30 protein-coding genes and 1 rRNA gene are annotated in these 26406 nt (G+C 41.3%); 6 read left to right on the top strand and 25 right to left on the bottom strand.

Features of this window, described 5'->3' with window-relative positions:
• Together J2T13_RS14040 and J2T13_RS14035 are read right to left on the bottom strand one after the other, a co-directional pair.
• Window positions 1-90: ribosomal RNA gene (locus J2T13_RS14040) — 16S ribosomal RNA — on the bottom strand; the annotation flags it as partial.
• A 482-nt stretch (window positions 91-572) separates the two neighbouring features.
• A complete protein-coding gene (locus tag J2T13_RS14035; RefSeq protein WP_429372249.1) occupies window positions 573-1436 on the bottom strand; it encodes a nucleotidyltransferase-like protein in 864 nt (287 codons plus the stop codon).
• Between the two features lie 148 nt (window positions 1437-1584).
• Here J2T13_RS14035 and J2T13_RS14030 point away from each other — a divergent pair, with 148 nt between their 5' ends.
• Window positions 1585-2004: a YgzB family protein gene (locus J2T13_RS14030; RefSeq protein WP_429372247.1), complete on the top strand. Its 420-nt coding sequence runs from the start codon at window positions 1585-1587 to the stop codon at window positions 2002-2004.
• Window positions 2005-2266: 262 nt separating this feature from the next.
• On the opposite strand, the gene J2T13_RS14025 is transcribed toward J2T13_RS14030, so the two are convergent.
• The 16 genes from J2T13_RS14025 to J2T13_RS13950 form a co-directional block, all read right to left on the bottom strand.
• Entirely contained in the window at window positions 2267-3985 is a 1719-nt protein-coding gene (locus tag J2T13_RS14025) for a glycosyl hydrolase family 18 protein (RefSeq protein WP_429372245.1), read from the bottom strand.
• 208 nt (window positions 3986-4193) lie between these two features.
• Complete coding sequence (gene perR / locus J2T13_RS14020; protein WP_429372243.1) at window positions 4194-4613, bottom strand: peroxide-responsive transcriptional repressor PerR; 420 nt, start codon at window positions 4611-4613, stop codon at window positions 4194-4196.
• Window positions 4614-4766: 153 nt separating this feature from the next.
• Window positions 4767-6038, bottom strand: a complete 1272-nt coding sequence (locus J2T13_RS14015) for a DUF4097 family beta strand repeat-containing protein (protein ID WP_429372241.1) — start codon at window positions 6036-6038, stop codon at window positions 4767-4769.
• Window positions 6039-6070: 32 nt separating this feature from the next.
• On the bottom strand, window positions 6071-6655 hold the full coding sequence (locus tag J2T13_RS14010; RefSeq protein WP_429372239.1) for a hypothetical protein: 585 nt from the start codon (window positions 6653-6655) through the stop codon (window positions 6071-6073).
• Between the two features lie 184 nt (window positions 6656-6839).
• Window positions 6840-7553 (bottom strand): MgtC/SapB family protein, encoded by a 714-nt coding sequence (locus J2T13_RS14005; protein WP_429372237.1) that lies wholly within the window; start codon window positions 7551-7553, stop codon window positions 6840-6842.
• A gap of 47 nt (window positions 7554-7600) precedes the next feature.
• Window positions 7601-8077, bottom strand: coding sequence for a GNAT family N-acetyltransferase (locus tag J2T13_RS14000; protein ID WP_429372235.1), 477 nt, complete (start codon window positions 8075-8077; stop codon window positions 7601-7603).
• Window positions 8078-8162: 85 nt separating this feature from the next.
• Window positions 8163-9602 (bottom strand): Asp-tRNA(Asn)/Glu-tRNA(Gln) amidotransferase subunit GatB, encoded by a 1440-nt coding sequence (gene gatB / locus J2T13_RS13995; RefSeq protein ID WP_429372233.1) that lies wholly within the window; start codon window positions 9600-9602, stop codon window positions 8163-8165.
• Between the two features lie 26 nt (window positions 9603-9628).
• The gene (gatA, locus tag J2T13_RS13990; protein WP_429372231.1) at window positions 9629-11089 is read right to left on the bottom strand and encodes an Asp-tRNA(Asn)/Glu-tRNA(Gln) amidotransferase subunit GatA; all 1461 of its coding nucleotides are present in this window, start codon (window positions 11087-11089) and stop codon (window positions 9629-9631) included.
• Window positions 11090-11119: 30 nt separating this feature from the next.
• Window positions 11120-11407 carry an Asp-tRNA(Asn)/Glu-tRNA(Gln) amidotransferase subunit GatC gene (gatC, locus tag J2T13_RS13985; RefSeq protein ID WP_429372229.1) on the bottom strand — a complete coding sequence of 96 codons (288 nt, stop codon included), beginning with the start codon at window positions 11405-11407 and terminating at the stop codon, window positions 11120-11122.
• 341 nt (window positions 11408-11748) lie between these two features.
• Entirely contained in the window at window positions 11749-12132 is a 384-nt protein-coding gene (locus J2T13_RS13980; RefSeq protein ID WP_429372227.1) for an ATPase, read from the bottom strand.
• A 405-nt stretch (window positions 12133-12537) separates the two neighbouring features.
• Window positions 12538-12762, bottom strand: a complete 225-nt coding sequence (locus J2T13_RS13975; protein WP_429372225.1) for a transcriptional regulator — start codon at window positions 12760-12762, stop codon at window positions 12538-12540.
• A complete protein-coding gene (locus J2T13_RS13970) occupies window positions 12759-13097 on the bottom strand; it encodes a YxlC family protein (RefSeq protein WP_429372223.1) in 339 nt (112 codons plus the stop codon). The genes J2T13_RS13975 and J2T13_RS13970 overlap by 4 nt, the downstream gene beginning before the upstream one ends.
• A gap of 2 nt (window positions 13098-13099) precedes the next feature.
• A complete protein-coding gene (gene sigY, locus J2T13_RS13965) occupies window positions 13100-13621 on the bottom strand; it encodes an RNA polymerase sigma factor SigY (RefSeq protein WP_429372221.1) in 522 nt (173 codons plus the stop codon).
• A 269-nt stretch (window positions 13622-13890) separates the two neighbouring features.
• Window positions 13891-14517, bottom strand: a complete 627-nt coding sequence (locus J2T13_RS13960) for an MBL fold metallo-hydrolase (RefSeq protein WP_429372219.1) — start codon at window positions 14515-14517, stop codon at window positions 13891-13893.
• 6 nt (window positions 14518-14523) lie between these two features.
• Window positions 14524-15090 (bottom strand): thioredoxin family protein, encoded by a 567-nt coding sequence (locus tag J2T13_RS13955; protein WP_429372217.1) that lies wholly within the window; start codon window positions 15088-15090, stop codon window positions 14524-14526.
• Window positions 15091-15092: 2 nt separating this feature from the next.
• Window positions 15093-15704: a DedA family protein gene (locus J2T13_RS13950; protein WP_429372215.1), complete on the bottom strand. Its 612-nt coding sequence runs from the start codon at window positions 15702-15704 to the stop codon at window positions 15093-15095.
• 208 nt (window positions 15705-15912) lie between these two features.
• Here J2T13_RS13950 and J2T13_RS13945 point away from each other — a divergent pair, with 208 nt between their 5' ends.
• Window positions 15913-16224 carry a hypothetical protein gene (locus J2T13_RS13945; protein ID WP_429372213.1) on the top strand — a complete coding sequence of 104 codons (312 nt, stop codon included), beginning with the start codon at window positions 15913-15915 and terminating at the stop codon, window positions 16222-16224.
• A 111-nt stretch (window positions 16225-16335) separates the two neighbouring features.
• Here J2T13_RS13945 and J2T13_RS13940 read toward each other — a convergent pair whose 3' ends face one another.
• The 5 genes from J2T13_RS13940 to yyaC form a co-directional block, all read right to left on the bottom strand.
• Window positions 16336-18468, bottom strand: a complete 2133-nt coding sequence (locus J2T13_RS13940) for an O-antigen ligase family protein (RefSeq protein ID WP_429372211.1) — start codon at window positions 18466-18468, stop codon at window positions 16336-16338.
• A gap of 201 nt (window positions 18469-18669) precedes the next feature.
• Window positions 18670-19839 carry a class I SAM-dependent methyltransferase gene (locus tag J2T13_RS13935; RefSeq protein ID WP_429372209.1) on the bottom strand — a complete coding sequence of 390 codons (1170 nt, stop codon included), beginning with the start codon at window positions 19837-19839 and terminating at the stop codon, window positions 18670-18672.
• An 81-nt stretch (window positions 19840-19920) separates the two neighbouring features.
• Window positions 19921-20571, bottom strand: coding sequence for a DUF6483 family protein (locus J2T13_RS13930; protein ID WP_429372207.1), 651 nt, complete (start codon window positions 20569-20571; stop codon window positions 19921-19923).
• Between the two features lie 348 nt (window positions 20572-20919).
• Complete coding sequence (locus J2T13_RS13925) at window positions 20920-21705, bottom strand: alpha/beta fold hydrolase (RefSeq protein ID WP_429372206.1); 786 nt, start codon at window positions 21703-21705, stop codon at window positions 20920-20922.
• 258 nt (window positions 21706-21963) lie between these two features.
• The gene (gene yyaC, locus J2T13_RS13920; RefSeq protein WP_429372204.1) at window positions 21964-22503 is read right to left on the bottom strand and encodes a spore protease YyaC; all 540 of its coding nucleotides are present in this window, start codon (window positions 22501-22503) and stop codon (window positions 21964-21966) included.
• 200 nt (window positions 22504-22703) lie between these two features.
• On the opposite strand from yyaC, the gene J2T13_RS13915 reads away from it, so the two are divergent.
• Window positions 22704-22931, top strand: a complete 228-nt coding sequence (locus J2T13_RS13915; RefSeq protein WP_429372202.1) for a DUF1128 domain-containing protein — start codon at window positions 22704-22706, stop codon at window positions 22929-22931.
• A 104-nt stretch (window positions 22932-23035) separates the two neighbouring features.
• Here the strand turns inward: J2T13_RS13915 and J2T13_RS13910 are convergent, their stop codons facing one another.
• Both J2T13_RS13910 and J2T13_RS13905 read right to left on the bottom strand, forming a co-directional pair.
• On the bottom strand, window positions 23036-23773 hold the full coding sequence (locus J2T13_RS13910) for a pirin family protein (protein ID WP_429372200.1): 738 nt from the start codon (window positions 23771-23773) through the stop codon (window positions 23036-23038).
• 174 nt (window positions 23774-23947) lie between these two features.
• Window positions 23948-24949: an asparaginase gene (locus J2T13_RS13905; RefSeq protein WP_429372198.1), complete on the bottom strand. Its 1002-nt coding sequence runs from the start codon at window positions 24947-24949 to the stop codon at window positions 23948-23950.
• Between the two features lie 234 nt (window positions 24950-25183).
• On the opposite strand from J2T13_RS13905, the gene J2T13_RS13900 reads away from it, so the two are divergent.
• From J2T13_RS13900 to J2T13_RS13890, 3 genes are all read left to right on the top strand, one after another.
• Complete coding sequence (locus J2T13_RS13900) at window positions 25184-25441, top strand: GlsB/YeaQ/YmgE family stress response membrane protein (protein WP_429372196.1); 258 nt, start codon at window positions 25184-25186, stop codon at window positions 25439-25441.
• A 46-nt stretch (window positions 25442-25487) separates the two neighbouring features.
• On the top strand, window positions 25488-25907 hold the full coding sequence (locus tag J2T13_RS13895) for a YtxH domain-containing protein (protein ID WP_429372194.1): 420 nt from the start codon (window positions 25488-25490) through the stop codon (window positions 25905-25907).
• 102 nt (window positions 25908-26009) lie between these two features.
• Complete coding sequence (locus J2T13_RS13890; RefSeq protein ID WP_429372192.1) at window positions 26010-26330, top strand: DUF5665 domain-containing protein; 321 nt, start codon at window positions 26010-26012, stop codon at window positions 26328-26330.
• Window positions 26331-26406: the final 76 nt, after the last annotated feature.

Here is a 26406-nt window from a genome sequence, read left to right as displayed (position 1 = left end):
AGTGCAAGCACTCCATCAACTCCGCTCGACTTGCATGTATTAGGCACGCCGCCAGCGTTCGTCCTGAGCCAGGATCAAACTCTCCAATAGAGATGCTTTCTAAATTGCTTTGCAACAATTTCGGAATCATCTGGAGATTCACTTCAAATCACTTTACAGTGGTTCGAAGTGAATCGAATGAAAAGAGCGATATGCTCATTTTGAAACAAACTGGCGAGAATTTGCATTCTCTACCAAATGATTTCTCATTTGTTTTGATCTCATTTTCGTGAAATCTTTACTCACTCGTTGTTCAGTTTTCAAAGATCAATTACTCTTTCGTTGTCATCAGTTGTTATCGGCGACAACTTCTATATCATATCATGCCATCCATCATTTCGTCAAGATTTATTTTTTAAAATAAATTTCTTGATTTGCGATATGACTTGAAATCAATCATATTATGTTTAATGGGGCGAGTTATAATTTATCACAGAATATATAGTAGAGTCAAATTATTTTTCAACTTATAACATAGGTAATAATTAAAGGGACTATGCCCCCTGTTACTTGCCTCATATATCTCATCACATTCATTCTATTATTACTCGGTATAGAATGTTCCGATTCCCTAGTATACCCCTATTCTCCACAATCACTTCTTTCACAAGGTTGTGATACACTAATTTACGTAAAACGAGCGGCAGCTCTGTACTCACAGACAATAGCTCAGGATGATGTATTAAATCTTCAATACTCCACGCTTGTACTCGACTACTCAATATACGTAATAGAAGATCTGAACATTGGGCCATTTTGGACATAACTGAGAACTCGCATCCAAGCAGAACCAACTCAATTCTTTGCTCAACTGTCTCCCTACTTACGGTTAATTCTTCATATAACTTATGAACTGCTGAGTTCAGTCCCTTTACCTGCTCCCATACATAAGTGCGCGGAAGAATACCTCGTTCAATAAGTTCAATCCTAGCCCAGTGATGCAGTGATTCCATCACGCTATGATATGCATCCATGATACGACGCTCTTCCATATATCGCTTAGCTTCTACATACAACCATAAGAATCGTGAAAACTCTAGGAACATTTTCTGATCGCGTAATTGTTGTTCGAAACTTTGGAACTCAAGACGAAGCTTCATCAGATCACCTTCACTATCCAAGAGAATGTCACCCTCTAAGAGGTATTTCACCACATCTTCAGTGTCCCCAGCAATCAACCTCTGCCTAAGCTCTGTTAAGTTAGTATGAAGAATCTCACAGCGACTCTCATTAATAATAGAGTGTTCAATCCTTGAATGTTTATCGCTCGGTTCATGCACGGCCAATATTTGATATTTAAAATCATAGAGCAATGCACTATGGTTACGATACCGAGTTTCACGGAATGCAATAACCCCGATGGTACTTTTATCAAATGTTTCTCTATTATAGAACAATTCGGATCCCTCCACGGTTCCCTCTATACATCTCTTGGCGTAATAGGCCAATTCAGTTATACTTATATTTTACTTAGTATTTCTACATGTTTATACAAGTTCCTTCTTTTTAATTGTCTTAATTATTCTAATGATAGGGGATCATACCATGGTTTTTAAATCTGCAAAAATCAATGCTTTTCGCTTATGGGGACTCTTGTTAACCATGTTTGGAATGGGTCTTATGGTTCTAGGTACAGGTGGTATTGTATTCTGGGGACATACGGGTAAAGTGTTCGCAGGCATAGGTCTTGTAATCGGGCTTATATCTATGCTTGGTAGCTTAGCCATCTACTTCTGGGCCGGTATGTTATCTACTAGCGCAGTCCAAATCCAATGCCCTGAATGCGATAAGTTCACGAAGATCCTAGGTCATACGGATCGTTGCATGTTCTGTAGGACAATCCTGACACTCGATCCAGATAAGGCTAATATTACGGCTGATTCATTACTTGATCAACGTGCCAAAGAGGGTGTCTCTGAAGTTATTGAGCCTTTCGTACCTACCGAGTCACATCCAAATAAGTGACTTAAGACTTAGAGAATTATCTTACTATCTAGACAGAATAAATCACATATTATTCATATTTAAGGGTCATAAGGATAACCGAACTGCTTCTTGGTCTCACAAGGTCAGCATTCAATTACCTAAAGAATTACGATTTTCCTGAAAGTTTAAACCCTCTATTATTCTAAAAAAAAAACGGACATCCTTAAATTTAAGGATGTCCGTTTTTTAATGACTTACATTTGTTGAACCGCCATATGAATGATTTATAATTTCCATATACTTAAGGAGCTATTGTCTTCAATACTTCCCAAACCTGCTTGTTAGCAAAACTTCTGTTCCAAGAAGCAATCCCTCCAAGATTTAATGATTTGGCTAAATCAACTCTTGCCTGTAATGATACTTCATCTTCTATCCATATTTTCTTGAGTATGCCCTCTTCCGTGTACTCGATATAATTTTGTTGAGGACTCTCTAAATAGCTAGGTGTTAACTTCTTCGTCAGGATAATCTCAGCAACACTATCCATACCCACAGCTTTGGAGCTAACTTTTGTCTCCCCATCTACTAATTCCTCAGACCAAATCCGTGTATACAGGGGAATCCCTAGTATCAATTTCTCTGGCGGAACATCATCTTCGGTAATAATCTTCTGAAGTGCCGCCTCAACCCACGGAAGCGAAGCAACGGAGCCCGCAATAGGGCTAGCCGCCCAATGCTCATCGTATGCCATTACAATTAAATAATCAGCAACAGCTCCAAGGGCTTCTCGATCCAGAAAAAGTGACCACATTTCACTCTTCGATTTAGGGGTAACATCTACGGAAATGATTAATCCTTGAGCTTCTGCTAAAGGTTTGATCTCACGTACAAATTGAGATATATTATCCCCATCCTTCGTATAGACGTTCTCGAAGTCAAGATTAATTCCATCTAAGTCATACATATCTGCATATTTTAACATCTGATTAATCATATTGATTCTACTCTCAAACTTAGACATAGCTTCAGATGTCATATCAGGTTCAAAGCTATTGCTTAACAGTCCCCAGACTTCCATGTTCTGTCCATGAGCCCATTTTACATAAGCCGAGTCCGCTTGGCTACGGACGTTCCCTTCCCCATCAATCATGCTAAACCACGTAGGACTCACCACATTTACACCAGGCAACTTCCCTATTGCACTTGGGTCGGGTTTCTTCTGATATACAGCTTCCCATATTAAATTAACAGGCTTGCCTTTCCAACTACGCTCAGCTCTTGTAGATGTCTGGACCGGAGCATCCACTGTCTTATTATTTCCCATCACGATATATTTCTTTTCCATGTAACCTGCATATCCGTTATCGAGTTGTACGAAACACCAATCTTCCTCATTCGATGTCCATACACGCAATTCTGTATCATTAGGTACATCTGCTAGGATCGGAGAATGAATTGAATTCTCTTGACGTATTGCAATGGTCTTGTCCGGCTTACCAGCATCCACCTTCCCCATTGGAATGGTATCTCCTGCTTGCATAAGTAGAACTGCACCCGTATCCACATCTTCATGAACTTCAATGCCATATAATTCTTTTAGGGGTCGAAGAGGTAGATATAATTCTCCATTCGTTTCTTCCGGCGCAAACCGAAGCTGTGTAGATTGATTGTTAACTTCTGCTGTCTTCATATCAGTCTTCAAGTACATCAACTTTTCAGAAGTAGTCAGTATGATTGATTTCGACTCCGATTCATAGCGAATGCTAGGATCAACAACCTCTTGCAAGACTGACAAAGGCAGCTTCAAATTATCGCCAGTGCCAACTGCTGAATACTCTAAAAGCTCCCCTTTTACAAAAATAGGCTTGTTAAGGCCTTTCCAATCAGGCTCAATATGCTGTGAGTTAGGTAACACTTGAGTAACGATGTAATAGGTTGATACAGCAAGTACACATACAACTAGCAATAGACTGAAATTGCGTCTTCCTGTCCTTCGACGTCCATGTGTTGTTCTTCTCAATCTATAGTCCTCCGTTTGTTATCATTTATCATCATTATCTAATAAGAAGAAACGGCTGCGCCGTCCTTTCAAGGGACGGCATCCGTTTCTCGTAAAAATATAAGGATCATTTATTATGTACAACATATAAATTCTTATATTTAAACAAAAAACGTGAAGAATCCTTCCTCAGGAGTCCGCACGTTACACATAGATACACTCGTTCATGTTACTTACATGCTTGGCATATCCCATAAAGTTCCATCCTCAAGCCTTTAACACTAAACCCTGTAGCTAATTCGGCCTCATGTTCCACATCATCTAACGAAGGGTACATGAAATCCTCAATCTTACCACACTTCTCACAAACGACATGATAGTGCTCTGTTACATTTGCATCAAATCGGCTGGAGTCATCTCCATATGTCAATTCTCGAACCATGCCAGATTCCATAAACATCTTGAGATTATTGTAAACCGTTGCTACACTCATGCTTGGGAATTTAGGTTCTAAAGCACGGTATATTTCATCCGCTGTTGGATGAGTCATCGATTCCATCAGATAGTCCAAAATCGCATGCCGTTGGGGTGTGATTCGAACTCCAGTAGTTTTTAATTGTTCCAGTGCATGTTGGACACGTGTTCCCATCTAACTCACCACCTTTTTTAGATCATTTTCGAATATATAGAAAATAATACCCTAGGTCTATATTATCATTATTATTATATTAATGTTATTATCTGATAATTGTCAACGAAAGCTGTCACCTTGATTACAGTATTTGTGTGTGTTTTACCAAATTCAGTATTTATTCACCACTAAATCACTATTACCTTCGATGCTAATGGAGTGCTCCCCTGTGCCTACGATCCCCGTTATCGTCTTATTATCCATTGTTAATGCAGGCATAGTTGATTGGATCTCCCCATAGCTAATTGACCCCTTCATTTCATAATTTCCATCATCAGGAAGATTCAGATTCATTTCGCCAACTGCGCTATAAATGTTCCAATCTCCTCCAATCTCACTAGAAGAGGCCTTAACACTGCCGTTCAGAGACTCTGCCTTCAGACTCATTTTAACCTCATTAATATATATATTCCCGTTCTTAGTTGAAATATCAACCTCACCGAGCGCTCGCACCACAGAGAGATTACCTACTTGAGTAGATAAACGAAGTGAACGAGTAATATCCATAGCCTCCATATTTCCCTGAGATGTCGTTAGATCCGCAGATCCATTAAGATTATAAACTTGAATAGCGCCATTCGAGGTTGAACCCTTCACATCACCAAGTACATTCTTAATACTAATCTTACCATTGGCTGTCTCCAAGGAAATATTCTTGATTGCATCTATATTTCGCAGTGTAATGTTGCCATTCATTGTACGAATCTGAAAATTAAATCGCCTGTTCTCAGGAACCGAGATATTTAGATCCATCCGTGGTTGGCGCTTACCCGATTGTCCGTAAGGCTTTCCTAAAGTCTCAACTTTAATCGTTTCCCCTTCTGAAGTCTGCAGTGTAGACTCCTCAAAAATCGCCTCAGCTTCAGGTCCCGTAATCTGATCAACCCATACTTCCGTAGAAATTTGCACTTCATCTATCGGTTCCTGATGTAACCAAATATCTCCGTTGATGTTCTCAATCACAATATCTTGGCTATTCAAAGAAACGGGAATGATGACTTTTTCCTTGGAAAAATGAGCGCCCTTCTGTTCACTGTAATCCACTGCCGCAGCTGTTAAATTAAGACTGACCTTATTCCATAGATGCAAATAATGCTCTTGATGGGTCACAATAAACACACTAGCTGTGAGAATAACAGAAAGTGACAGGCCCCGAATATCAAGTCGAAACCTAGAACCAGAGGCTCGCTCACGATCTCTAGCAAATACATATAACAGAATAGACTCGATTCCCCACATTACGATCAGTAGCGGCCACCACGTCAAGAGCAATAGCGTATAATCAGTTCCTCGGATGTTATCCGTCAGGAGTAATATACCTGTTATGATTAATAGCAATGTTGCTGTATATCGTCCAACTTGGATTTTACGCTTACTGTTCATTTCCTCCATACCTCCTCACAACGTTAGACGTATTAACGCCCTGCGCTCCGTACCATTTCACGGATTAGAAAACCTATGCCTAAACTAATCAAAGCAGCCGCGACTATAATTTCACCATAAATATTCATATATATCGCTAACCAAGCTGGCTTCTGATAAAAGAAAAATAACAGAAGCCCACCACAAACTAATAACACACCGAAGGAGATGCCTTTCTCAGCCAGAAAAGGATTGGGGCGTTGTCGTACTGTCTCTCCAGCATCATCCTGTTCTGTTCGACGACGTGAAATAATATAATCCGCTGCCTGCAGTACGTCAAATACATTATAGAAATAAATGACTGGTATCATAAGAGCTAACAATATTAACAGAGGTACATTAATGTTCATACCCGTAGAAGAGAAGTATAAAAGTGCCGAAGCATCCAGCAGTAACGCTAATATAAACAGCACACCTTTTTTGAATAATCCGAGATAGATATGCCCCAATCCAGGAAGTAGTGCAGCTAATAACACAGCCGGAATTTTACGTTTGCGCAGTCGGTAAGGCTTCCTTTGTTTTTTCTTATATTGTTTTTTTTTAAAAGCCGTGGAAGATTCCAGTTGTATATAGCTCATATTAAATCCCACCTTTATCTCTAACTTACAGTTAAAGCGTGTGTTCGAAAAACAACTCTCTTAAATTATATAAATATTACCCTATTCCAAACCTCTAGTAACTGGTAATAATCTGGATAATGTAAAAAAAGGGCTCCGAAATGCTTAAAAACCCCTGAGATAACCCAGGAGTCCTTGTATCTTTTTATTCTAAGTTTACCATTGTTATTCCATCTATTTTACGGATTTTCGAAGTGAGATCAATGGGATCTAAGCTTCGTTTAATCAGGACATGCAACGATACTTCGATAATTGTTTTTGGAGGCTGTGGCTCTCCGTAGGGTGTGTCACTACGTTCATTAATAATGATTTTGCGAATCGTAATCCCTTCATCATTAAGCAACTCAGAAATATGATCAAGTAATCCAGGTGAAGATATGGCATTCATATTGAGAAGATGCAATTTATTCACACTAATATAACGTTGTTCTAGCTTATTGAATACAATCAGCGTGAATAAGATGAGTATCGTGGATACGATCGCAGCGAAATAAAATCCTGCACCTACAGATAGTCCCAATGCAGCTACTACCCATACGGACGCAGCGGTCGTCAATCCTGTAATCGATTTACCTGTAAATAGAATCGTCCCTGCACCTAGAAACCCGATCCCCGTAATAACGGCTGATGCAAGACGGGCGGGATCAATCCGTATATTCGTTTCATTAGCAAAATCAGAGAAACCATATATGGAGAGCATAATAATTAAAGTGGACCCCAAACATACTAAAATATGTGTACGCAGCCCCGCTGCATGGTTCGATCTTTCTCTCTCCCATCCGACTAACCCACCAAGTAGCATAGCTAGTAATAACCGGAGTAATATTGTTACGTTATCGATAAGCCAAGGATCATGCAATACGATCTCTCTCCTTCAAATGTTATAGTTACACACTGTCTGTGAGTTTATTCTAGAGATGATGGATCTAATCTTCTGTGAAATGTAGTGAGCTCTACATTTGGTGCTACTTCATACTTATCAAATGGCACAAATCCATATTTCAAATAAAGGGAAAATGCCGGGTCATTACGAGTTCCAGTGGATACAATAAACAAAGGAATATCTGAATATTTACCCAATACATATTGAATTAAACGTCCAGCTATCCCTTGGCGAAAATGTTCTGGACTCACCATCATGCGCGTAAGAGTCAGCATGCCTTTCCCCTCGCTAAGGACGGCTACCGCTCCTAGAAGTTCCCCATCGTCATCTATCTCACCCACAAAAGTTTCCCCACAGTTACGAAGGGTATCATACGTATCCAGTAAAGGAGGAATGTCATTGAATCCAATTCTTTCTGCTTCAAGTCGATAGGCTACATGTTGCAGACGCCAGATTTGATGTAAGGTTTCTTCATCATTCAACGATAGATCTATAATCATATGTTATTCCCCTCTTTAACGAATGACTTCACTTCCAAAAAATAAGAGGGCTTGTCGCTTTCGACAAGCCCTCTTATACAATCTATTAGCGACTTAATACTTCACCAAGTAATTTATTAACCAAGGCAGGGTTGGCCTTCCCCTTACTTTCTTTCATAACTTGACCTACCAAGAAGCCGATGGCTTTCTGCTTACCGGCATTATAATCCTCAATAGATTGTGGATTAGCTGCTACGACTTGCTCCACAATCTTCAGAATCGCTCCCTCGTCACTAATCTGTACAAGGCCTTGCTCTTCTACAATTTGCGCTGGAAGCTTGCCACTTTCAATCATTTCTTTAAAGACCGTTTTGGCAATTTTGTTGCTGATCGTCCCTTTTTCAATGAGCCCAATCAACTCACCTAGACCTTGTCCTGTAATTTTCACTTGTGAAAGGTCCAAATTACTACTGTTCAGATATCCTAATACATCACCCATAATCCAATTGGATACTGCTTTGGCATCTTGCGTATACTTCAGACTTTCTTCAAAGAAATCTGCAAACGTTTTGGTCGAGGTTATAACTGCCGCATCATAACTAGGCAAACCATACTCAGCTGAATAACGTTCTTTACGCGCATCAGGCAACTCTGGAATCGTAGCACGAATGCGCTCCTTCCACTCTTCGTCAATGAGTAACGTCACGAGATCAGGATCTGGAAAATAGCGATAATCATGCGCTTGTTCCTTGCCCCGCATAGAAATTGTTTTGCCTTGAGCTTCATCCCAGCGTCTTGTTTCCTGTACAACCACTCCACCATCATCCAAAATTTCAGCTTGACGGAATTCTTCATATTCCATGCCCTTCTGTACACCACGGAAGGAGTTCATGTTCTTCAACTCTGCCCTCGTACCCAATTCCTCTTGTCCGTAAGGGCGAAGACTAATATTAGCATCACAACGAAGCGAACCTTCTTCCATCTTCACATCAGATACTTCGCAATATTGCATAATAGCCCGTATTTTCTCAAGGTAGGCACGAGCCTCCTCCGGTGAGGAAATATCCGGTTCCGAAACGATCTCAACCAGCGGTGTACCCACTCGGTTAAAGTCGACCAAAGAAGCATACCCACCATCAACATGGGTGAGCTTACCTGCATCTTCTTCCAAATGGAGACGAGTTATGCCAATCCGTTTCGTCTCTCCATTCACTTCAATATCGATCCAACCATGTTCTCCGATTGGTTGATCGAATTGTGAAATTTGATAAGCCTTGGGAGAATCGGGGTAAAAATAGTTTTTGCGGTCAAATTTACTTCGATCTCCAATCGTACAATTGAGTGCCATTGCAGCTTTCATAGCATAATCCACCGCTTGGCGGTTAAGCACAGGCAATACTCCGGGATGACCCAGACAGATTGGACAGGTATGAGAGTTCGGTGGTGCTCCGAATGATGTGGAGCAGCCGCAGAAAATTTTGGATGCTGTATGTAATTCGACGTGAACTTCCAGCCCAATCACCGTTTCATACTTGGATGTAGACATGATTATTCCCCTCCTTTTCTCTTGGATTATGACAGCTCTGGACGCTGTGTATGATATTCCGTATTCTGTTCAAATGCATGAGCTACCCGCAGCACGGTGGATTCGTCAAAGGCTTTACCAATAATCTGTAAACCTATAGGCAATCCGTCAGCAAAACCACACGGAATGCTGACTGCAGGAACGCCTGCAAGGCTAACCGGAATGGTAAGGATATCATTAAGATACATCGTAAGCGGATCATCTACCTGTGCACCCAGTTTGAATGCAGTTGTTGGAGCTGTAGGTCCAATGATGACATCGTAATTCTCAAATACTTGATCAAAATCACGTTTAATCAACGTACGAACTTTCTGCGCTTTTAAATAATAAGCATCATAATATCCTGAACTGAGCGCATAAGTGCCGAGCATAATTCGACGTTTAACCTCAGGTCCGAAGCCTTGACTCCGTGACTCATGATAAAGGTCAAGTAAATTAGCTGGATTAGCTGAACGAACACCATAACGAACACCATCAAAACGTGCCAAATTCGAAGATGCTTCGGAAGATGCAAGTAAATAATACGTTGCCACTGCATATTCTGTATGTGGCAATGATACTTCTTCCCACACCGCTCCAAGGCCTTCAAGGACTTTCAATGCCGCTAAGACCTTTTCTTTGACAACCGCATCGACGCCTTCCCCTAGATATTCCTTCGGAACGGCAATTCTTAGACCTTTGACATCTCCAGTCAAGGCACTTAGATAATCAGGAACCTGAACATTCGCTGATGTAGAATCCATCTGATCATAACCCGCGATAGCTTGAAGTACGTATGCAGAGTCCTCGACATTCTTCGTAATCGGTCCTATTTGATCTAGAGATGAAGCAAAGGCTACTAGACCAAAGCGTGATACTAAGCCGTAAGTTGGCTTTAATCCTACAACTCCACAATAAGAGGCAGGTTGACGAATCGACCCTCCTGTATCAGAACCAAGGGTGAAATAAGCTTCTCCTGCCGCTACAGAAGCAGCTGAACCGCCACTTGAACCGCCAGGTACATATTCTAAATTCCAAGGATTATGAACAGGATGGAAGCTTGAATTTTCATTAGATCCACCCATAGCGAATTCATCCATGTTCAATTTACCGATAACCACAGCATCCGCATTACGAAGCTTGCTCGTTACGGTAGCGTCATACACCGGGTTGAAATTACTTAGAAATTGACTCGCACAGGTTGTACGGATCCCCTCGGTTACGATATTATCCTTAATCCCTGCAGGTAAACCGAATAAAAGTCCACGATCCCCACCTGACGCTAACTGATCATCAAGCTTCCGTGCAGTTGATCTAGCCCCTTCTTCATCCAGCGTAAGGTATGCCCCTACACGACTATCTCGTTCGCTAATCGTCTTGAATGCCTGATCTACCAAATCGGTAGGAGACAATTCTCCAGCATTCATCTTGTTATGTATTTCAGATAATTTATAATCAAACAAGCTCAAAACTTATTCCTCCTCTCTATAATGAGACAACTATTCCAAGACCGCCGGAACTTTAAATTGACCCTCTTCTTCCTCTGGTGCATTCGCAAATACTTTATCTCGTGATAAACTTTCACGCACCTCATCTTCACGCATAACATTGCTAAGATGGAGAACATGCGTCGTTGGCTCGACACCCTCCGTATCCAGTCCATCCAGCTTTTCTGCATATTGTAGAATCGCATTCATCTGCTCCGTAAATACTAATTCTTCCTCTGAACTCAAATTGAGTCTGGCAAGCTTGGCCACATGCTGAACATCTTGGGTTGTTATATTCATAACATTCATTCCTCCCTAATCTTTCTCAAGTAGTACAGGGTTAACATTTTACGCCTTTAGGATAATGTTTATAATTATAGGGTAGAATCTCCGACAATTCAATGACAGCAGGCTAACAGATTCACCCAAGGATAAACGAATACCTTCCCAAACGGATGACGGTCGTGTGCCCATGAAAAAATAATAGAAGAATTAACCTTCTAAACTATTCAAGTAGAAACGGCAATGCCGTCCTTTTTCAAAGACGGCACCCGTTTCAGCGGAAATATAAGGAGTAGAGTATTAAGTGCAACTTATACTTTCTTATATTTTAAAAAAAGAGTCGGCATATGCCGACTCTTCTATATCCAGGCACGAAGATTAACTTGTTTGATAAACTCTGCCTGTGTTAATGCTTCCGTCGAGATCATCTCGCTCTCCTCGACAGAATCCGGATCGCCGTTCATCACATGATGAAACAGCTTCTCGTTATATGTCGCTAATGCATAATCGATTAGCGCTTCCTGTGTTGTCCGTTCCGCTTCTTGCTCCATAATCCGCTCTTCCAGCTCCACATCACCACAAGGTACAAAAAAATTACGATTGACCTTGGGCATACGAATAATATAATCAAAACCATTATCCGGGTTGCGATCATAAGCGATTAAATAACCATAATCTCCAATAGGGAGATTCTGCTCAAAGGCGTCCGCGACAATGACAATTTTTTCCCCTATATTTAGCATCGTCTACCTCCTAGATGTCTATAAGTGCGAGTTCAAAAGGTCAAATCTCCTTCTAGTGTTACTTCGTGATCACTAGAGGACCTGACCTTTTGAAATACCTCTATAAGATAATTTATAGTCTACTAAAAAAAGATAGTGGTGTCTACTAAGCTAAGAAGGGGAATTAGTCGCTAGTTCGGAAGCCTCCCTCTTTGGAGAAGACGAGATGTACTGAAAAGCGAAAGCATAACGATACCTGCGGTGTTCAAGTATCATGTAACAACGGTAGCCATCGGTAGCCATGGGTAGTCCATTCCCGATTAATGCCTCTGCAGTATGTGGGGTTAAACGCGCTGGAATCCCGCTAAACTAAGTTGGAAGGATTCCATTTAAGAGAGAAAGGGGCCCTATGCAAGCCCATTCATATTAGACATCCTTTCTTGCATGCGATTTCTTACGCTCATCAGGCAACCGCACGAAAAAAAGATAAAGCAATAGCGGTATAGGTATCTGCACCAACCCCCATAGCCCCCATAACCAACGCCACTTCCCTCGTTTGCCAGCATCTAGAAACATCCATGTACTTTGAAATAAAAGTATCGGTACAATCGTTACGATGAGCCATACGGGTATTTCCTTAAGCTCTGTCATGCTATCCCCTCTTTTCTACGTTGAATGGCATAGCGTATAACGATAACACTTGCTACAACAAAGCTTATCCCCTGAATAACCCAAAGACTCCAAGGAGCCGAATATACTAATAACGTTCCACTGCCAATCACGAATAATGAGACTAACCAGAACAATAGCAACTCCAACATCATGGACTTTCGGCGCTCTTTCCAGATTACATGAATGTGATCTTTCAAATGTTCTTTGGATGGTATTGAAGGTTGATCCAGTACATGATCCATTCTATCTAAACTTTGGCGAATTCCGATTAGGAAAGTCTCTTCCTCTGTCACTTTCTCATCATTCCACCCCATGGTTACCTCACCTCTTCTCTTAATTGACGGACACCCTTGGCAACTCTGGATTTAACGGTTCCTGAGGGAATAGCAAGCATCTCGCCAATCTCCTCATAGGTATAGCCATAATAGTGCTTAAGCAGAACAGATACTCGGTGTTCCGTAGATAATCTTGCTAAGGATTCCAGTACGTCGCTCCATTCCTCGTTCCTGCTCTCGAACTGCCACCGAATTCGGCGAATTCCTTGTTCCTTAAAGAGCCAATTCTTTTCTCTCTTTTTGCGCCGCACTTGATCTATATATATACGAGTACCTATTGTCATCAGCCAAGAAGAGAATGAAGAGGAGCCATCATATAGACGTATCTTCTCAATACAACGGAGGATTGTATCTTGAGTAAGATCCTCAGCCATCATGGGATCCATCGTAACTTTAACTAAGTATCTATATAAAAAGGAGTAATGTTCATGAATCAACTCTGCTAACACGTTTGCGTCTCCTTGCTGCGCGAGTTCAACTTTATCACTTTCCTTTGTACTCATCTTCCACCCCCTCTTCTATCAACGACGGATATAATACGACTAGGTTAAACATTCCGTTCATTATTTCGTTCATTTATTTCTCACGAAAAAAACGCATAAAAAGTTCCACACAAAAATAAAACACGCAAACCGGGATTGATCCGCAGCTTGCGTGCTTTTTGTTTAGTGGAACTAACATTTAATGAATACAATTATATCAATACACAGGTATTTTGTACAGGTGAATTTTGCAAATCACTGTCGTTATTTGGTGTTATGTTATCTTTGTACTACACATACGGATTGTTAGAGCGCTCATAACCAATCGTAGTCCGAGGACCGTGTCCCGGATAGACCTTCACTTCATCATTTAGCTTAAATAATTTATTGTGAATGGAATCCATTAAATCTCGTTCCCGTCCACCATAAAGGTCTGTTCTACCCACACCCAATCGAAATAATACATCGCCAGCGAAAAGATCATTCCCACAAAGTAAACTTACACTTCCTGGTGAATGTCCCGGTGTATGGTATACATCGAAACGGTGTCCAATTAGTTCTAATTGCTGACCTTCTGCAAGGTCATACTCTGCAGCATCCGTAAACAGGGGTTCTGTCACTTGGGACCAATTCAACGATCCGTTTAACTTCGGTGAGGTTAACCATTCACTCTCCAAGTCATGCAGATACACTGGACATCCCTTAAGCTTACGTATTTCCTCGACGCCTCCCATATGATCGAAATGGGCATGAGTAAGCACAATGGCCTCAATGTCTAGATTTAGGTTGGTAATTCTTTTGATCAATGCTCCGGGCTTCATACCAGGATCAATAATAATTCCTTTTCCATCTTCATTCGTGAGTAAGTAAGCGTTAGTCTGCAACGGACCTAAACAAAAACTTTCAATAGTTAGCATATATATTTAGAATCCCGATATTAATTCGCGCAGTTCTTTAAGAATCGCTGCACGAACATCGGCTCCTTCCCCGTAGGCTTCCTTCATTTGCGAACGTACAACAGCCATCTTGTCAGCATAATCCGGTGCCTCACGATCTGAATTTTCTTTCTTGAATTCAATCATAAACTGTTGGACATGCTTAGGACGAGGTCCCCATTGACCTAAGACATGACCCCCTGTATCCAGAAAAATAACGACGGGCACGGATCTTCCACCCATAGTCAAAAATTGATCCATCACATCGAAGTTCTCTTCAAGAATTAATATTTCTGTAGGAATACCGGATGTTTCAAGAGCATGAAAGACTACGGGTGCATTCTTCACAACATCTCCGCACCACTCTGCCGCAAGAAAAAGTACTCGCAGATCATCACGATGATTCAGACTTTCAAAAAACTCACGATCTTGATCATTCTCCCAAGAAAATTCATCATAATTTGCCTGAAACTCCTCCTGATTGCGTTGCATTCCTTCCATAAACTGTTTGGGGGAAATCCCTGTATTAAATTTATTAGCTAAATTGATACTCATGATTATGCTCCTCTCTTACGTCTAGATTGAGTCCACTTCACAAGAACATACACAATTAATAAAGCAAGTGCAATTAAAAGAATAGGAGTAATATAAGGTGCAGCTTTCTCGTCAATATGCTCCCACTGACTACCTAATACAGAGCCCAAATAAACAAATAGGAAGGACCATGGAATAACAGCTAGTGTTGTTAATAAGGTGAATTTGCCTAAATTCATTCTAGTTATTCCAGCAGGAATGGATATCGCATGCCGTACGATCGGTATAAAGCGTGCTGTAAAGATAACACCTGTACCGTATTTTTGAAACCATGCTTCTGAAGCATCAATCTGTTTCTTATGAATGAAGATATACTTCCCATATTTCTCTAGTACAGGTCGACCACCATAACGACCGATCCAATACACAAATAACTGCGCTATGACTCCACCAATGGTTCCAAATAATACGGCTCCAAAGAAGTTAATATCTCCAGTTGATACAAGATATCCACCATAAGCAAGTACGATTTCACTAGGTATGACTTCCACCATTAATCCAAACATGATCCCGAAATAACCTAAACTTTGCACCCATTGAAATAGTTGACTTACAATATCTGAAATAAACTCCACTCTGGCCCCTCTTTCTCAAAATATTTTTTTGATATTTTGCCTATAGGGAGCTTAGGTCTGCACGATACAACCCTTTAAATCTAGCTCCTATATCATGTGTATTCTATTCTAGCATACGCTAAGACATAACTTCTACTTGCCCAATTGCCTGAATCGGGGTGTCTTCGGTCTATGCTCCTGCATAAATTATTAAAAAGGAGTGAGATCCGTGGCCCCCATTCCCAAATCTAAAGATGCAACACTCCCCACCCCACGCGGAATCCGTAGAGCGTGTAAGAAAGAGTTGTATCGTGCAATTAAACGCATGAAGACACACATCCCTGATGACTTACTCAAGCAAGGCGAACAATTATATTATCATAAAGTAATTGGAAATCTGATCTGGATTCATGAAAACCATAACAACCGTAAATTATTATGCCAATGGTGGGAGCTTGAAGTAAGCGAAGAACTAGCCACGCTATGGAAGGTCGATCAGGATAAGCTAAATCATGCCTTCCGTGACGGATTCGGGGGATAAGTTCATGTACACACCAACCCTCTCACAACTACTCGATTGTAGGGGTGAAGGGGATCTGGCATGACCGGGAAGAGGATGAACTATTAAGCTTGTTTCCAGAAAACATATCAATTATGGGACTACTTGTGCCTGAGCAAGAGCAAGTATCTCCAGCTTATTCCCCCAATGCTCCGCCTCATCGGTGAGCTTGAAATCTCGATCATTTCGGTTACCCTCATGTTGATTAACCTCTGATAACAACTTCTGATACTTCAGATAAATTTCTCTGCCTGTGTCTACCAAAAGTCGTGACTCATTGATTTTACCTTCTTGACGTTGGCTTTGGGATAGATGGTATATTCCCTCTAAGCTCTGATCCCATTTATCTACATTGTATGGATCTAAAGATAATCCCTTATTTAACCATTCAACATATGCGTTAACTTGTTCCATGGCTCCATATGTCTTTGAAATTTCCCATACGATACGTGGATGGTTAGGTGCATAAGACAGACTATTCCGAAGGAGTCGTAGCCTCTCTTGCTCGGATGAAGCTCTCTGAACCAAAGCAAGCACGGTCTCCATATCCACAGGGTTCCAACGTAGTGAATTACGAAACAAGGCCTGTGAGGCCGACTTATTGCTGGTATGTAGAGCCTGTCTATATAATCTGCTCCCCATTTCCCCTCGAAACGCTAACGTAGTCAGCCCTAATGTTGCAACTAACCATACAACGAGCATAACAACAGGTATGATTTTTGTTCGAAGATGTCGGGGAAATATATGTTCTAAATTGCGTTCTGAGTTGCGTGCTGTATTGAGCTCTAGGTTACGTTCTGAGTATTCATCTGATGCCCCATGAACTGCGGCTCCCCATGCCATTAACCAGAACAATAATATCCAGCTAAGACTATAACTCCAATCAAAATCCACGGCACTGTGTAGCACCAGCACCAAATATGAGGGAAGTAATAATCGGTTGTTCTTCAGTAGCACTATACCTACTGCCATTAGTAAGATCAACACGATGATCAGACCCATCAACCCTGTATTAAGTAGCATATCTAAATAGCCATTGTGCACTTCACTTCCTACATACGGCTGCGATTGAACCGCTAGGTATGACCAGCGCCAAGTGTATCCCCCCTGCCCAATCCATGGTGACTGCTGCGCTAGTCTCCATGCATCACGATAGATAATTCCACGTGCTGAGACCGTGCCAAGGTTCGCGGTCAGTCGCTCATGCACGGTCGTCCAGATGGAGGCCAATCCGACCATCCATAGTAGCCCGGCGAGGATGAGAACTGATCCCTTGCGAGCGCGGGGGAGTATTGCGCTCGCAAGGAAATGGCGGCTATGCCACAGCCGCCACAGCAAGAGGCCGGCGAGTACGCTGCCGGCCCACAGCCCGGCCAGCCACATTAGGCCGGGCCCCAGAGGCGGAGCCAGCTGAACGTTCGTCAGCTGGCGGTAGAGCACTGCCGCGCAAGCCATAGGCGCGGCTGCAAGAAGGAGCGGCGGCGCAAGCCTCCGCCGCTCTAGCACTAAGCCAGCGGCCGCGGCAAGGCCGGCCGCGAGCCAAGCGCCGCGCGACTCGCTGAGGAGCAGCGCGGCGGTGTAGGGCAGCAGCGGCAAGTTGTAGAGCAGCACGCTGCGGGTGGACGTGCGCCGCTGGGCGAGCGACGCTAACGCAAATAGCCGCTCCAGTAGAAAAGCGGCCAGAATGACGCCGAATGTATTAGGATATTGCAGTAAGCCAGCTAATCGGGCTCCCGTTGCACTAATTCCTATATTATCGGTATGTATAATACTATAGGGGATATGTATGACCCCATACACGGTTAACAACGCTGACGAGGTCAGTAATCCCCCCATGATGTGCCAGCCTAATTGAAGAATCCTCTTCCCCCTCTCTGTGCGCCCAATCCTATAAGCCAGAATGGCAAAATTACTATATAACCCCCACTTCATGAGTTCAACGGTAGTCCCCTGTAGTGATAATGGGCTCATGAACACGTGCAATAGGTATAAACCCATCATGAAGAATGGACATATTAGAATCAACTTTATAAGCCGGTCAGGAACAGGCCACTGTACCCTACGGCTCTTGTTCAATATCGGATAGACAACAATAAGACACACTACACTGAGGATGAGTAGAATCGGGTATAAATCTATCGCAAAGAAAATACCTGTATAAAGACAACTCGCAACGCCAATGGTTATAACAGCTATATATGATAGGATTAATCCCCGGCTATTCATACCATCATCCCCCTTTCACCTACTCCTCCCATCATTATGACCCTAAATAACTCCCATTTAACCTAGAATGCCTGCTACTACTCATGCAAAAAAAAGAACTAAAGTTAAGTAGGCTGAGTTTATCTTCACGCAACCGCGCAAGTAAACGAACCCTTTTACTTTAGTTTAATCTTTAATCATATTCATTCATGTGAAGATATATTATTGATCGGAAGGTAATAAATCTGCACAAACTCGCTCAAGATACGGTGAAATTTTCAGAAAATCACGAAACTCTGTGTATTCTTTCCACAGCTGTTCACGTTCTCCACTTTCACCTTTGACAGCGCGAATCAATATATTCTTAGGCGTATGCTCCATATCAATAAATTCTAAAAGCTGAGTGCGATACCCCATCAGATCGAGCAATTTAGCACGGACACCATCCGTAGCAAGTGAAGCAAAACGTTCTTTCAATATACCGTGCGATAAAAGCGGGTTCAGAGCAGGATTCTGAACTTGATTGAACAATTCATGCTGACAGCAAGGTACAGACAAAATGACAGACGCATCCCAGCGTACAGCTTTCTCCAATGCCGCATCTGTAGCTGTATCACACGCATGAAGCGTGATGACCATATCCACTTGTTCCAATTCATCATAATCTGCGATATCTCCAACAAGGAATTTCAAGTTATTGTAGGCTAACTTTTGTGCAAGATTGTTACAATGCTCAATGACATCTGCCTTAAGATCCAATCCAACGATGTTCAATTCTCTTCGTTCCTGTATTGCTAGATAGTGGTATACCGCAAATGTTAAATACGATTTGCCACATCCAAAGTCAACAATAGTAAGGGGCCGTCCCTCGGGTAGACTAGGAAGTACATCCTCCACCATCTCTAAGAATCGATTGATCTGTTTGAACTTATCATATTTACGGGCAAGCACTTTACCCTGTTCATTCATTATCCCTAGCTCCACTAAGAAAGGAATAGGCTGCCCTTCTTCAAGTACATACTGTTTCTTGCGGTTATGGGCCAAATCGACTTCACTTTTCGACGCAGACTTTGTAAGAATAGACACTTTAAATTTCTTACTAATTAGGATTTGGTAATCAGCTTCGGGTGTACAAATCATACCTTGACGAAACGTTTGTTCGAAGAGCTCTATCATGGTCCCTTCCGCTTCTTCTGCAGATAGATTCTTATGAACGACCTTATTGCTGTAATAGTAAGCAAATTGGTAATAAAGAGTCTTTTTCAATTCGACGGGCTTGATTAGCACTTTATGGTAAGAGTCATCATCTCGCTTACGAAGCTGGCTCAAAGTTGCTGTAATTAATGAAGATTCCTGAACGATCTGCTGTAACAACCTACGTAATGATTCCAAGAGAGTACATCTCACTTTCTATTCTTTAAATTAACTACTTCGGTACCTTATCATACTCATTCCATATATCCAAACGATAGCCTAATTCAGCTTTAATTGTATTGCCTTCATGCCTTCTACTACCTCTGCTCGTGGTAATCTGCCCAGCTCCAACCGCTGGTCCTCTTCTTGCATCAAACGTTCATAGAAGGAGATCCCCTTAGCCGGATCTATTTCGCCTTGGTCTAGTAGACGATAAAGGACATTCTCAGCCTCTGCATACTTTCCTTGCTTATCTAAATACACAAATAACAGTTGATCCGTGGCCGCGGGTAAACGATATTCCTTTATCCGTTCAAGTAATCGCTCGATCTGTTGGGGTAGATCAAATAATTCTCTATTTGCACCATAATCATCCGCATATAAAAACAAATGTAATGACTTCATGAACCGAGTCATTCCTTCATCACTTTCGCCCATATCCGTATATATTTTTCCTTCTTCCTCTAAGAGTAGAGCTACACCTTGCATTTTATCCGACTCCAGAGTATCTCTAAACCGAAACATGTCTATGAGGTCTTCTTTAGAAAGTGAATTTAGTAGGCGAGAGTTGAACCTGAAATCTTTACCCATCAATTCATCTATTTCCCAAAGGGCTTCTGTAAATTTACGTTCTTGTCTAAGTGCAAATACCTTAGCGACCATTTGAGTCATATCCTCTACTATCCGAAGAATGTAATCTTTACGAAACATATTCTTCCTCCTATGGCTTACTAATTCACATATACCACCTTATATTCTTCTAGATTGTACGCCATACACGTGGGCAAAGCCAGTCATCAACTAAAATTGCCCCATCCTCTTCTATAGCTTCTAAAGAGAATCAGGAAGTATGAGAATGAGTCTAAGTCAATTCCATCTATGTCATTACTCATCCAAAAAACCGAAAGCCTCAGGGCTTCCGGTCTACTTTATAAACTTATGGAACTATAAGTATCCTAAAATTAATAAGTAACACTATACTTTATTCATATCTAAGAGAAACGGTTATCATCCTTCTAAGAAAGTATCCATTTCTTATTGTGAGTATCATTATCCTGCTTACACAGACTTTACTTTCTCTAAGTAGGTCATGATGATTTCAGATAACTCTTCAGGTGTTTCTAACATACTCATGTGTCCAGCGTCAGCAATTATAGCTTGTGTTATATTCGGCTGATCAACTGTGAATACCTTATCTGGAGTGATCACACCATCCTGCTTCCCTGCGACTAAGAGGACTGGAAGCACACTAGCAGATAGAACATCTCTGCGATCTGGACGTTCTCGCATAGCTAAGGCTACTCCTACTGCTCCTTGCGGAGGTGTCTTATATCCAATCTCTTTTGTTCGTTCCAGAAGCTCTGGACTGGATAGATCAGCGAAAAGATTAGGGACTAATCCATCTACATAAGCTGTAATACCGTCATTTTGAATCGTGCTCACCGCAGTCATACGCTTCTCTTTCCCCTCATCACTATCTGGATATGTTGTGGAGTGGATTAACGCGAAACCATCGAGTCGTGAAGCATATCTTTGAGTAAAAGATAACGTGATGTATCCACCTAATGAATGACCCAAAAGTGTGACCTTTGGAATATTCAATTCATCCAATAAGTTCAGGATATCATCAGCCATTTGTTCGATAGTATAAGCACCCATTGGAGCATCTGAACGTCCATGCCCCCGTAAATCGGGTACGATACATCGGTATTTAGCCGATAGTATCGGCACTACTTTTTCCCAGTATTCAGAACTTCCGCAATATCCATGCAAAAGCACAATAGGTTCTCCCTGTCCTTGATCCACATAACAAATGGTATTCCCATCGCAATTTACTTTTTCCATATATATCCTTCTTTCTTTATGAAGAATGAACGACTAAGTTCTGTTCAATCTTTCTAATGATGTACATCGACGGAACTTGTTGTGTAAGACGAAGACCTATACAAAGAGATGCTGATTACTATTATTAATCCAAATGCAACCTTTTGAACCATGCCTCGGACAGTTCATTAGAATGAACCTAGAGCAACCCTCATATTTCTAAATTTTTATTGAATCAATAGAAGCGCTGAGCGAAGAGTAAGACTTCCTTCAATCTATCTATTTAATAAGTTTAAAAGCTTTAGCAATCGATGAAGAGATCTGTTCCGCCATCTTCATCACGAGATAGAGCGATGTCATTTGCAATGTCCAGTAAGGCTTAGGTCCATTTATATTTACCACTGCAGCCACACTATAATGTCCTACGGGTGGCAATGAGAGCCCCACAGATTCTGCTGGAATAAGGGGCTGTTGTGAAACGAGATAAGATCCCACAGTCGTCACTTGCCCCAGACAGGCATCAATAGCAATAATAATATGATCTGAAGGTATTTCCTCGAAACGTGCCTTCAAGTTATCCGCATCACAAGGGAATGGTAGTGTACCCACAACATTGGGAACTCCGTATTCAACCAATTGATTTCCCACAAGTGGACCTAAGGCATCCCCTGTGGACCGATCTGTACCGATACATAAAAAAGTAATTGTCTGTAGCGTATACTGCTCATAAATATGTTCAAAAAAACCAACAAGTTGCTGCTCGTTTATTTTTTGACGCTGGCTTATATCAATTCCTGGGATGAAATGAGTATCTTGCATCGTGATCCCAATCGTCCTCCTTATTGTACGAGTTCAAAAAGTCGACTATTCTTTCTATCATTATTTTTATCATTGATTGTACTCTGAAACCCCTAATTTATGAAAGTACTCAGGAGAGTTTCAAGCGAACATGGTGGATTGTATACTAAAGCATGTTACAATACAGTAAGCAATTTGATGTAGAAAGGATGGATTATATAATGGATTTAAGTCTTAAGACTCCAGAGAATATTGAATACATGATTGAAGAAATAAAAACAAAGCTACGTATGGCTAGTGGAGCAGCCATGCAGTCAAGTGCATTTTCTGTTGAGCAATATGAAGATATTCAGGATATTTATAACCTTGTAAGAACCAGTAACAATTTGAGCATTTCACAAGTTGAAGCACTTGTGACTGAACTTGGTCGCCTACGTCGCCAAGCGTAAGGACATTATAAAGCCTCCTACTCGCCCTGCTCGCTTGCAATAAGCGAAGGGTAAGTAGGAGGCTTTTTTTGTGGTTATAGGAACTATGGGTTTAGGAGCTATACCTAGGGCAGATCTACAAGAATAAATTCTGATATTCCTTCACTACTGCTGCCCTTGATACGCAGATCACACGAACGATGGATTCGCGCTGCATCTCCAGGCTCTAAATGAAACGTGCCATCATCACATCCGATTTCCAAGTGACCTGAAATAAGGTAAAGATGCGTTCTTCGATCTTCCCTCTGCGGAAAGATTATTTCCTTACCTGTCTCAAGATAAGGTAAATAAATCGCAATATCCTGATGGATGTGTAGGGGATCCGTGCTTCCGTTTAAAGCAGAACTACCACGTCCCACTACAACCGGTTGACATTGGTTCATTCTCATTTCTTTGGAAAATGTTCGATACTCCCAAGCTGACTCTAGCTGAGGACTTGTAGGTAGAAACCACATTTGCAGAAAACGTACAGGTTCTGTCGTCGATGGGTTAGTCTCAGAATGATTTACACCGGTTCCGGCACTCAGCACCTGTACAGTACCCGCTTCTAATAAATGCTTATTTCCTAAGTCATCTTCATGTTGTAGTGTCCCTGAAATCACATAGCTTACAATTTCCAAATCATGATGCGGATGTTTCTTGAAGCCTTCTTCAGCGTTCAGTTGATTATCGTTATGTGCCAGCAAACATCCGAAATGTGCATTGCTTGGATCGTCGTAATCTGCAAAGGAAAAGCTGAATTCACTGTGGATCCATCCTCGCTCCGAAGTGTGACGCTCTGCTGATGTTACGACTTTAATCATGTTCATCCACCTCCATGTTTTTCATGAAGCAAACTTACGTCTGCCTACATGAACTAAAGAAATCAACTTGAGTTTAATAGTTAAGGTAAGTTAATCAAATTTGATACTTATTAATTACCCTTCATTTCAAACTTCAATCATTTCCAAACATGAATGTCCATGGATGCCGAATAGTTAAGCATTCAGTTGGAATACCGTGTCTGCATATCCGACTTTCTTTCCTCCATCATTATAAATATCTTTCATATAATGTTGCTTCAGTAGTTCAAGGGTCTTCGCACCTGAATACCCGATCTGTTCAAGAATGCTTTGTATGATAAATGCCCATTCCTCTTCTGATCCATCTAACACTTTGAATGAAATCCCTATCTTTTCTTTCTTGAGTCCGAAACAGTAGACCCCTTTGAATCCTCCCTTAGCGACAATGTTATCATCTTGTAATATTAAGGAATCCACACGTCCTGTTCCACCAACCATCGCTGGATATCGATTCATCGCACGCGTAATGTTACGAACAGCTTCCTGGGTGGACTCATCTTCAATTCGTTCCGGACATGCTAGTTTCATATACGCGGTAGCTAAAGCAGACAACGGGAGCGCAAATACAGGCAATCCACAACCATCTACTCCCAGTGAAATCTGATCTCGTCCTATTCCAGCCAAGTCAGCAAAGGTAGTGATAATTTCCTGCTGTAAAGGATGTTCAACCTCCGCATAGGTTTCTAATGGATAACCCTTCATGGCACTATAAGCAAGTAAGCCTAAATGTTTACCTGCACAATTATGAAATAATTTGCGTTTATCTCCATGAAGACGTAGTACATCTTCCTTACTCTGTTCATCCAAGGGGTAACTGGATGCACAGATCATTTGTGAATCCTGAATCCCAATTTTCCCAAGAAAGCTTTCTAAAATTTCTATATGATAAGGTTCCCCAATGTGCGAAGCTGTCATAATAGCAATTTCCTTGTCACTTAACTTATAGTAATCAACCACGCCACCCCGAATCGCGGGGATGGCTTGAAATGGCTTAGCTGATGATCGCGTAAAGGTTACGAAGTGAGGATCACCAACCGAAGCAATGACCTTACCTTGTTCATCAACGATGCTTATATGTCCACTATGGGCGCACTCCATAACGCCTTCACGGTATTCTTTCACGAGTATGCTTGCCATGATGTGTATTCTCTCCTTCAATTCTTAAGTGAGTATCTGTCCTATATCTCTACAATAACTTATTCAGTATAGTACAAAGATGCTTTCATTTATAGACAGTTAGAGCCAAAAATACAACCATCCAGGTCCACTCTAGAGAGACTCGACTGTTTCATATCCTGCATATGAGTTTAAATACCAAGTAAGCGAGAGAAACAACAACTTTCAAGCAAGCTTAAAAGGAGGTATCATTATATGTGGGGTATCATTATTAGTATAGTAATGGCAATCATTATTGGATTCATTGGTGATGCAATAGTAGGTAAGAATATGCCAGGCGGCATTATCGGTTCCATGATCGCAGGTTTCGTTGGTGCATGGATAGGAGCTTCCCTATTCGGAAACTTCGGACCTCAAATCGCTGGATTCGCAGTCGTTCCAGCAATATTAGGTACAGCCATCTTCATCTTTCTTCTTGGTTTACTTAGCGGAATATTTAGACGTACTACCTAAATATGGATTACATATATCCAAATAAAATTAGAGGAGTGTTGACGTTATGAATGAAACAGAAAAGGATCAATCGGTGCAATGCAGTAGTAATACTTTCCTTAAAGGAGCTCTTATTGGTGGTTTAGTAGGTGCCGTAGCAGCCCTCCTGTTTGCTCCTAAACCTGGGAATGAATTACGCGAAGACTTATGTGATAAATTAGCACTCGCAACGGATAAAACGAAAGAAGTTGCAGGTACCGTCTCTGACAAAACGAAAGAAGTAGCTAGCGTCGTTACTGACAAAGCTACAGAAATTGCGAGAAATATATCTACTAGAACTTCTGATGTAGCTAAGACTGTCGCTGAAAGTACCGGCAATATCGTAGATAGCGTTAGAAGTGCTTCCACTGATGTCGCTCACGACATAAAGGATGAATCTGATAATATCTCTAAGGAGATTAATAAAGATCTGAATCCAAAAGTTTAAAAAAGATGGATTCACGTAAATAGCCAGCTCTCATAGCTGGCTATTTTTGCGCCAATTTCATGACTATTCAATCGGTTTAACCGAAGAAAGAGAGGACATTCTATGACTAAAGTAAACATTTATGAAATCGATGAACACCCCTTCGAACTTAGGCACGAAGTAAAAAAACTTAATTTACGTCTTGATCAAATTGCGGACTCACTTGATAAAGCGGAGTTCAAAGATATTATTGAGAACTACTCCAATCCCAAGAAAAGAATGATTACTAATTTTACTGCTGGACTCTCTCGTGGGTTAGGATTATCTCTCGGAACCTTCGTCGTATTAGGGCTTCTAGGATACATCCTCAGTATATTCGTAGATATGCCTCTCATTGGTAAATATATTAGTGATTTACAAAGTTATATCGATGCTTACAAATAAAATCAGATGTTATACTCTCATTTATGAAGAGGTGTACGAGTAAGTTTCTCTACTCGCACACCTCTTCTAACTTGTA

This window comes from Paenibacillus sp. DS2015 (assembly GCF_050433705.1).
Taxonomy (GTDB): Bacteria; Bacillota; Bacilli; order Paenibacillales; family Paenibacillaceae; genus Paenibacillus_AQ.
This window is presented reverse-complemented; position numbering and strand designations above follow the sequence as displayed.

What these genes read in the sequence shown, in the direction of transcription:
- J2T13_RS13900 (WP_429372196.1), top strand. Translation starts at nt 25,184, where the DNA reads ATGTGGGGTATCATTATTAGTATAGTAATGGCAATCATTATTGGATTC.
- J2T13_RS13940 (WP_429372211.1), bottom strand. Translation starts at nt 18,468, where the DNA reads ATGAATAGCCGGGGATTAATCCTATCATATATAGCTGTTATAACCATT.
- J2T13_RS13925 (WP_429372206.1), bottom strand. Translation starts at nt 21,705, where the DNA reads ATGGAAAAAGTAAATTGCGATGGGAATACCATTTGTTATGTGGATCAA.
- J2T13_RS14000 (WP_429372235.1), bottom strand. Translation starts at nt 8,077, where the DNA reads ATGATTATAGATCTATCGTTGAATGATGAAGAAACCTTACATCAAATC.
- J2T13_RS13890 (WP_429372192.1), top strand. Translation starts at nt 26,010, where the DNA reads ATGACTAAAGTAAACATTTATGAAATCGATGAACACCCCTTCGAACTT.
- J2T13_RS13895 (WP_429372194.1), top strand. Translation starts at nt 25,488, where the DNA reads ATGAATGAAACAGAAAAGGATCAATCGGTGCAATGCAGTAGTAATACT.
- sigY (WP_429372221.1), bottom strand. Translation starts at nt 13,621, where the DNA reads ATGAGTACAAAGGAAAGTGATAAAGTTGAACTCGCGCAGCAAGGAGAC.
- J2T13_RS13905 (WP_429372198.1), bottom strand. Translation starts at nt 24,949, where the DNA reads ATGGCAAGCATACTCGTGAAAGAATACCGTGAAGGCGTTATGGAGTGC.
- J2T13_RS13975 (WP_429372225.1), bottom strand. Translation starts at nt 12,762, where the DNA reads ATGACAGAGCTTAAGGAAATACCCGTATGGCTCATCGTAACGATTGTA.
- perR (WP_429372243.1), bottom strand. Translation starts at nt 4,613, where the DNA reads ATGGGAACACGTGTCCAACATGCACTGGAACAATTAAAAACTACTGGA.
- J2T13_RS14015 (WP_429372241.1), bottom strand. Translation starts at nt 6,038, where the DNA reads ATGAACAGTAAGCGTAAAATCCAAGTTGGACGATATACAGCAACATTG.
- J2T13_RS13910 (WP_429372200.1), bottom strand. Translation starts at nt 23,773, where the DNA reads ATGATTAAAGTCGTAACATCAGCAGAGCGTCACACTTCGGAGCGAGGA.
- J2T13_RS13960 (WP_429372219.1), bottom strand. Translation starts at nt 14,517, where the DNA reads ATGCTAACTATTGAAAGTTTTTGTTTAGGTCCGTTGCAGACTAACGCT.
- J2T13_RS13915 (WP_429372202.1), top strand. Translation starts at nt 22,704, where the DNA reads ATGGATTTAAGTCTTAAGACTCCAGAGAATATTGAATACATGATTGAA.
- J2T13_RS13955 (WP_429372217.1), bottom strand. Translation starts at nt 15,090, where the DNA reads ATGAGTATCAATTTAGCTAATAAATTTAATACAGGGATTTCCCCCAAA.
- J2T13_RS14010 (WP_429372239.1), bottom strand. Translation starts at nt 6,655, where the DNA reads ATGAGCTATATACAACTGGAATCTTCCACGGCTTTTAAAAAAAAACAA.
- J2T13_RS13930 (WP_429372207.1), bottom strand. Translation starts at nt 20,571, where the DNA reads ATGTTTCGTAAAGATTACATTCTTCGGATAGTAGAGGATATGACTCAA.
- J2T13_RS14030 (WP_429372247.1), top strand. Translation starts at nt 1,585, where the DNA reads ATGGTTTTTAAATCTGCAAAAATCAATGCTTTTCGCTTATGGGGACTC.
- gatB (WP_429372233.1), bottom strand. Translation starts at nt 9,602, where the DNA reads ATGTCTACATCCAAGTATGAAACGGTGATTGGGCTGGAAGTTCACGTC.
- yyaC (WP_429372204.1), bottom strand. Translation starts at nt 22,503, where the DNA reads ATGCAAGATACTCATTTCATCCCAGGAATTGATATAAGCCAGCGTCAA.
- gatC (WP_429372229.1), bottom strand. Translation starts at nt 11,407, where the DNA reads ATGAATATAACAACCCAAGATGTTCAGCATGTGGCCAAGCTTGCCAGA.
- J2T13_RS13980 (WP_429372227.1), bottom strand. Translation starts at nt 12,132, where the DNA reads ATGCTAAATATAGGGGAAAAAATTGTCATTGTCGCGGACGCCTTTGAG.
- J2T13_RS13970 (WP_429372223.1), bottom strand. Translation starts at nt 13,097, where the DNA reads ATGGGGTGGAATGATGAGAAAGTGACAGAGGAAGAGACTTTCCTAATC.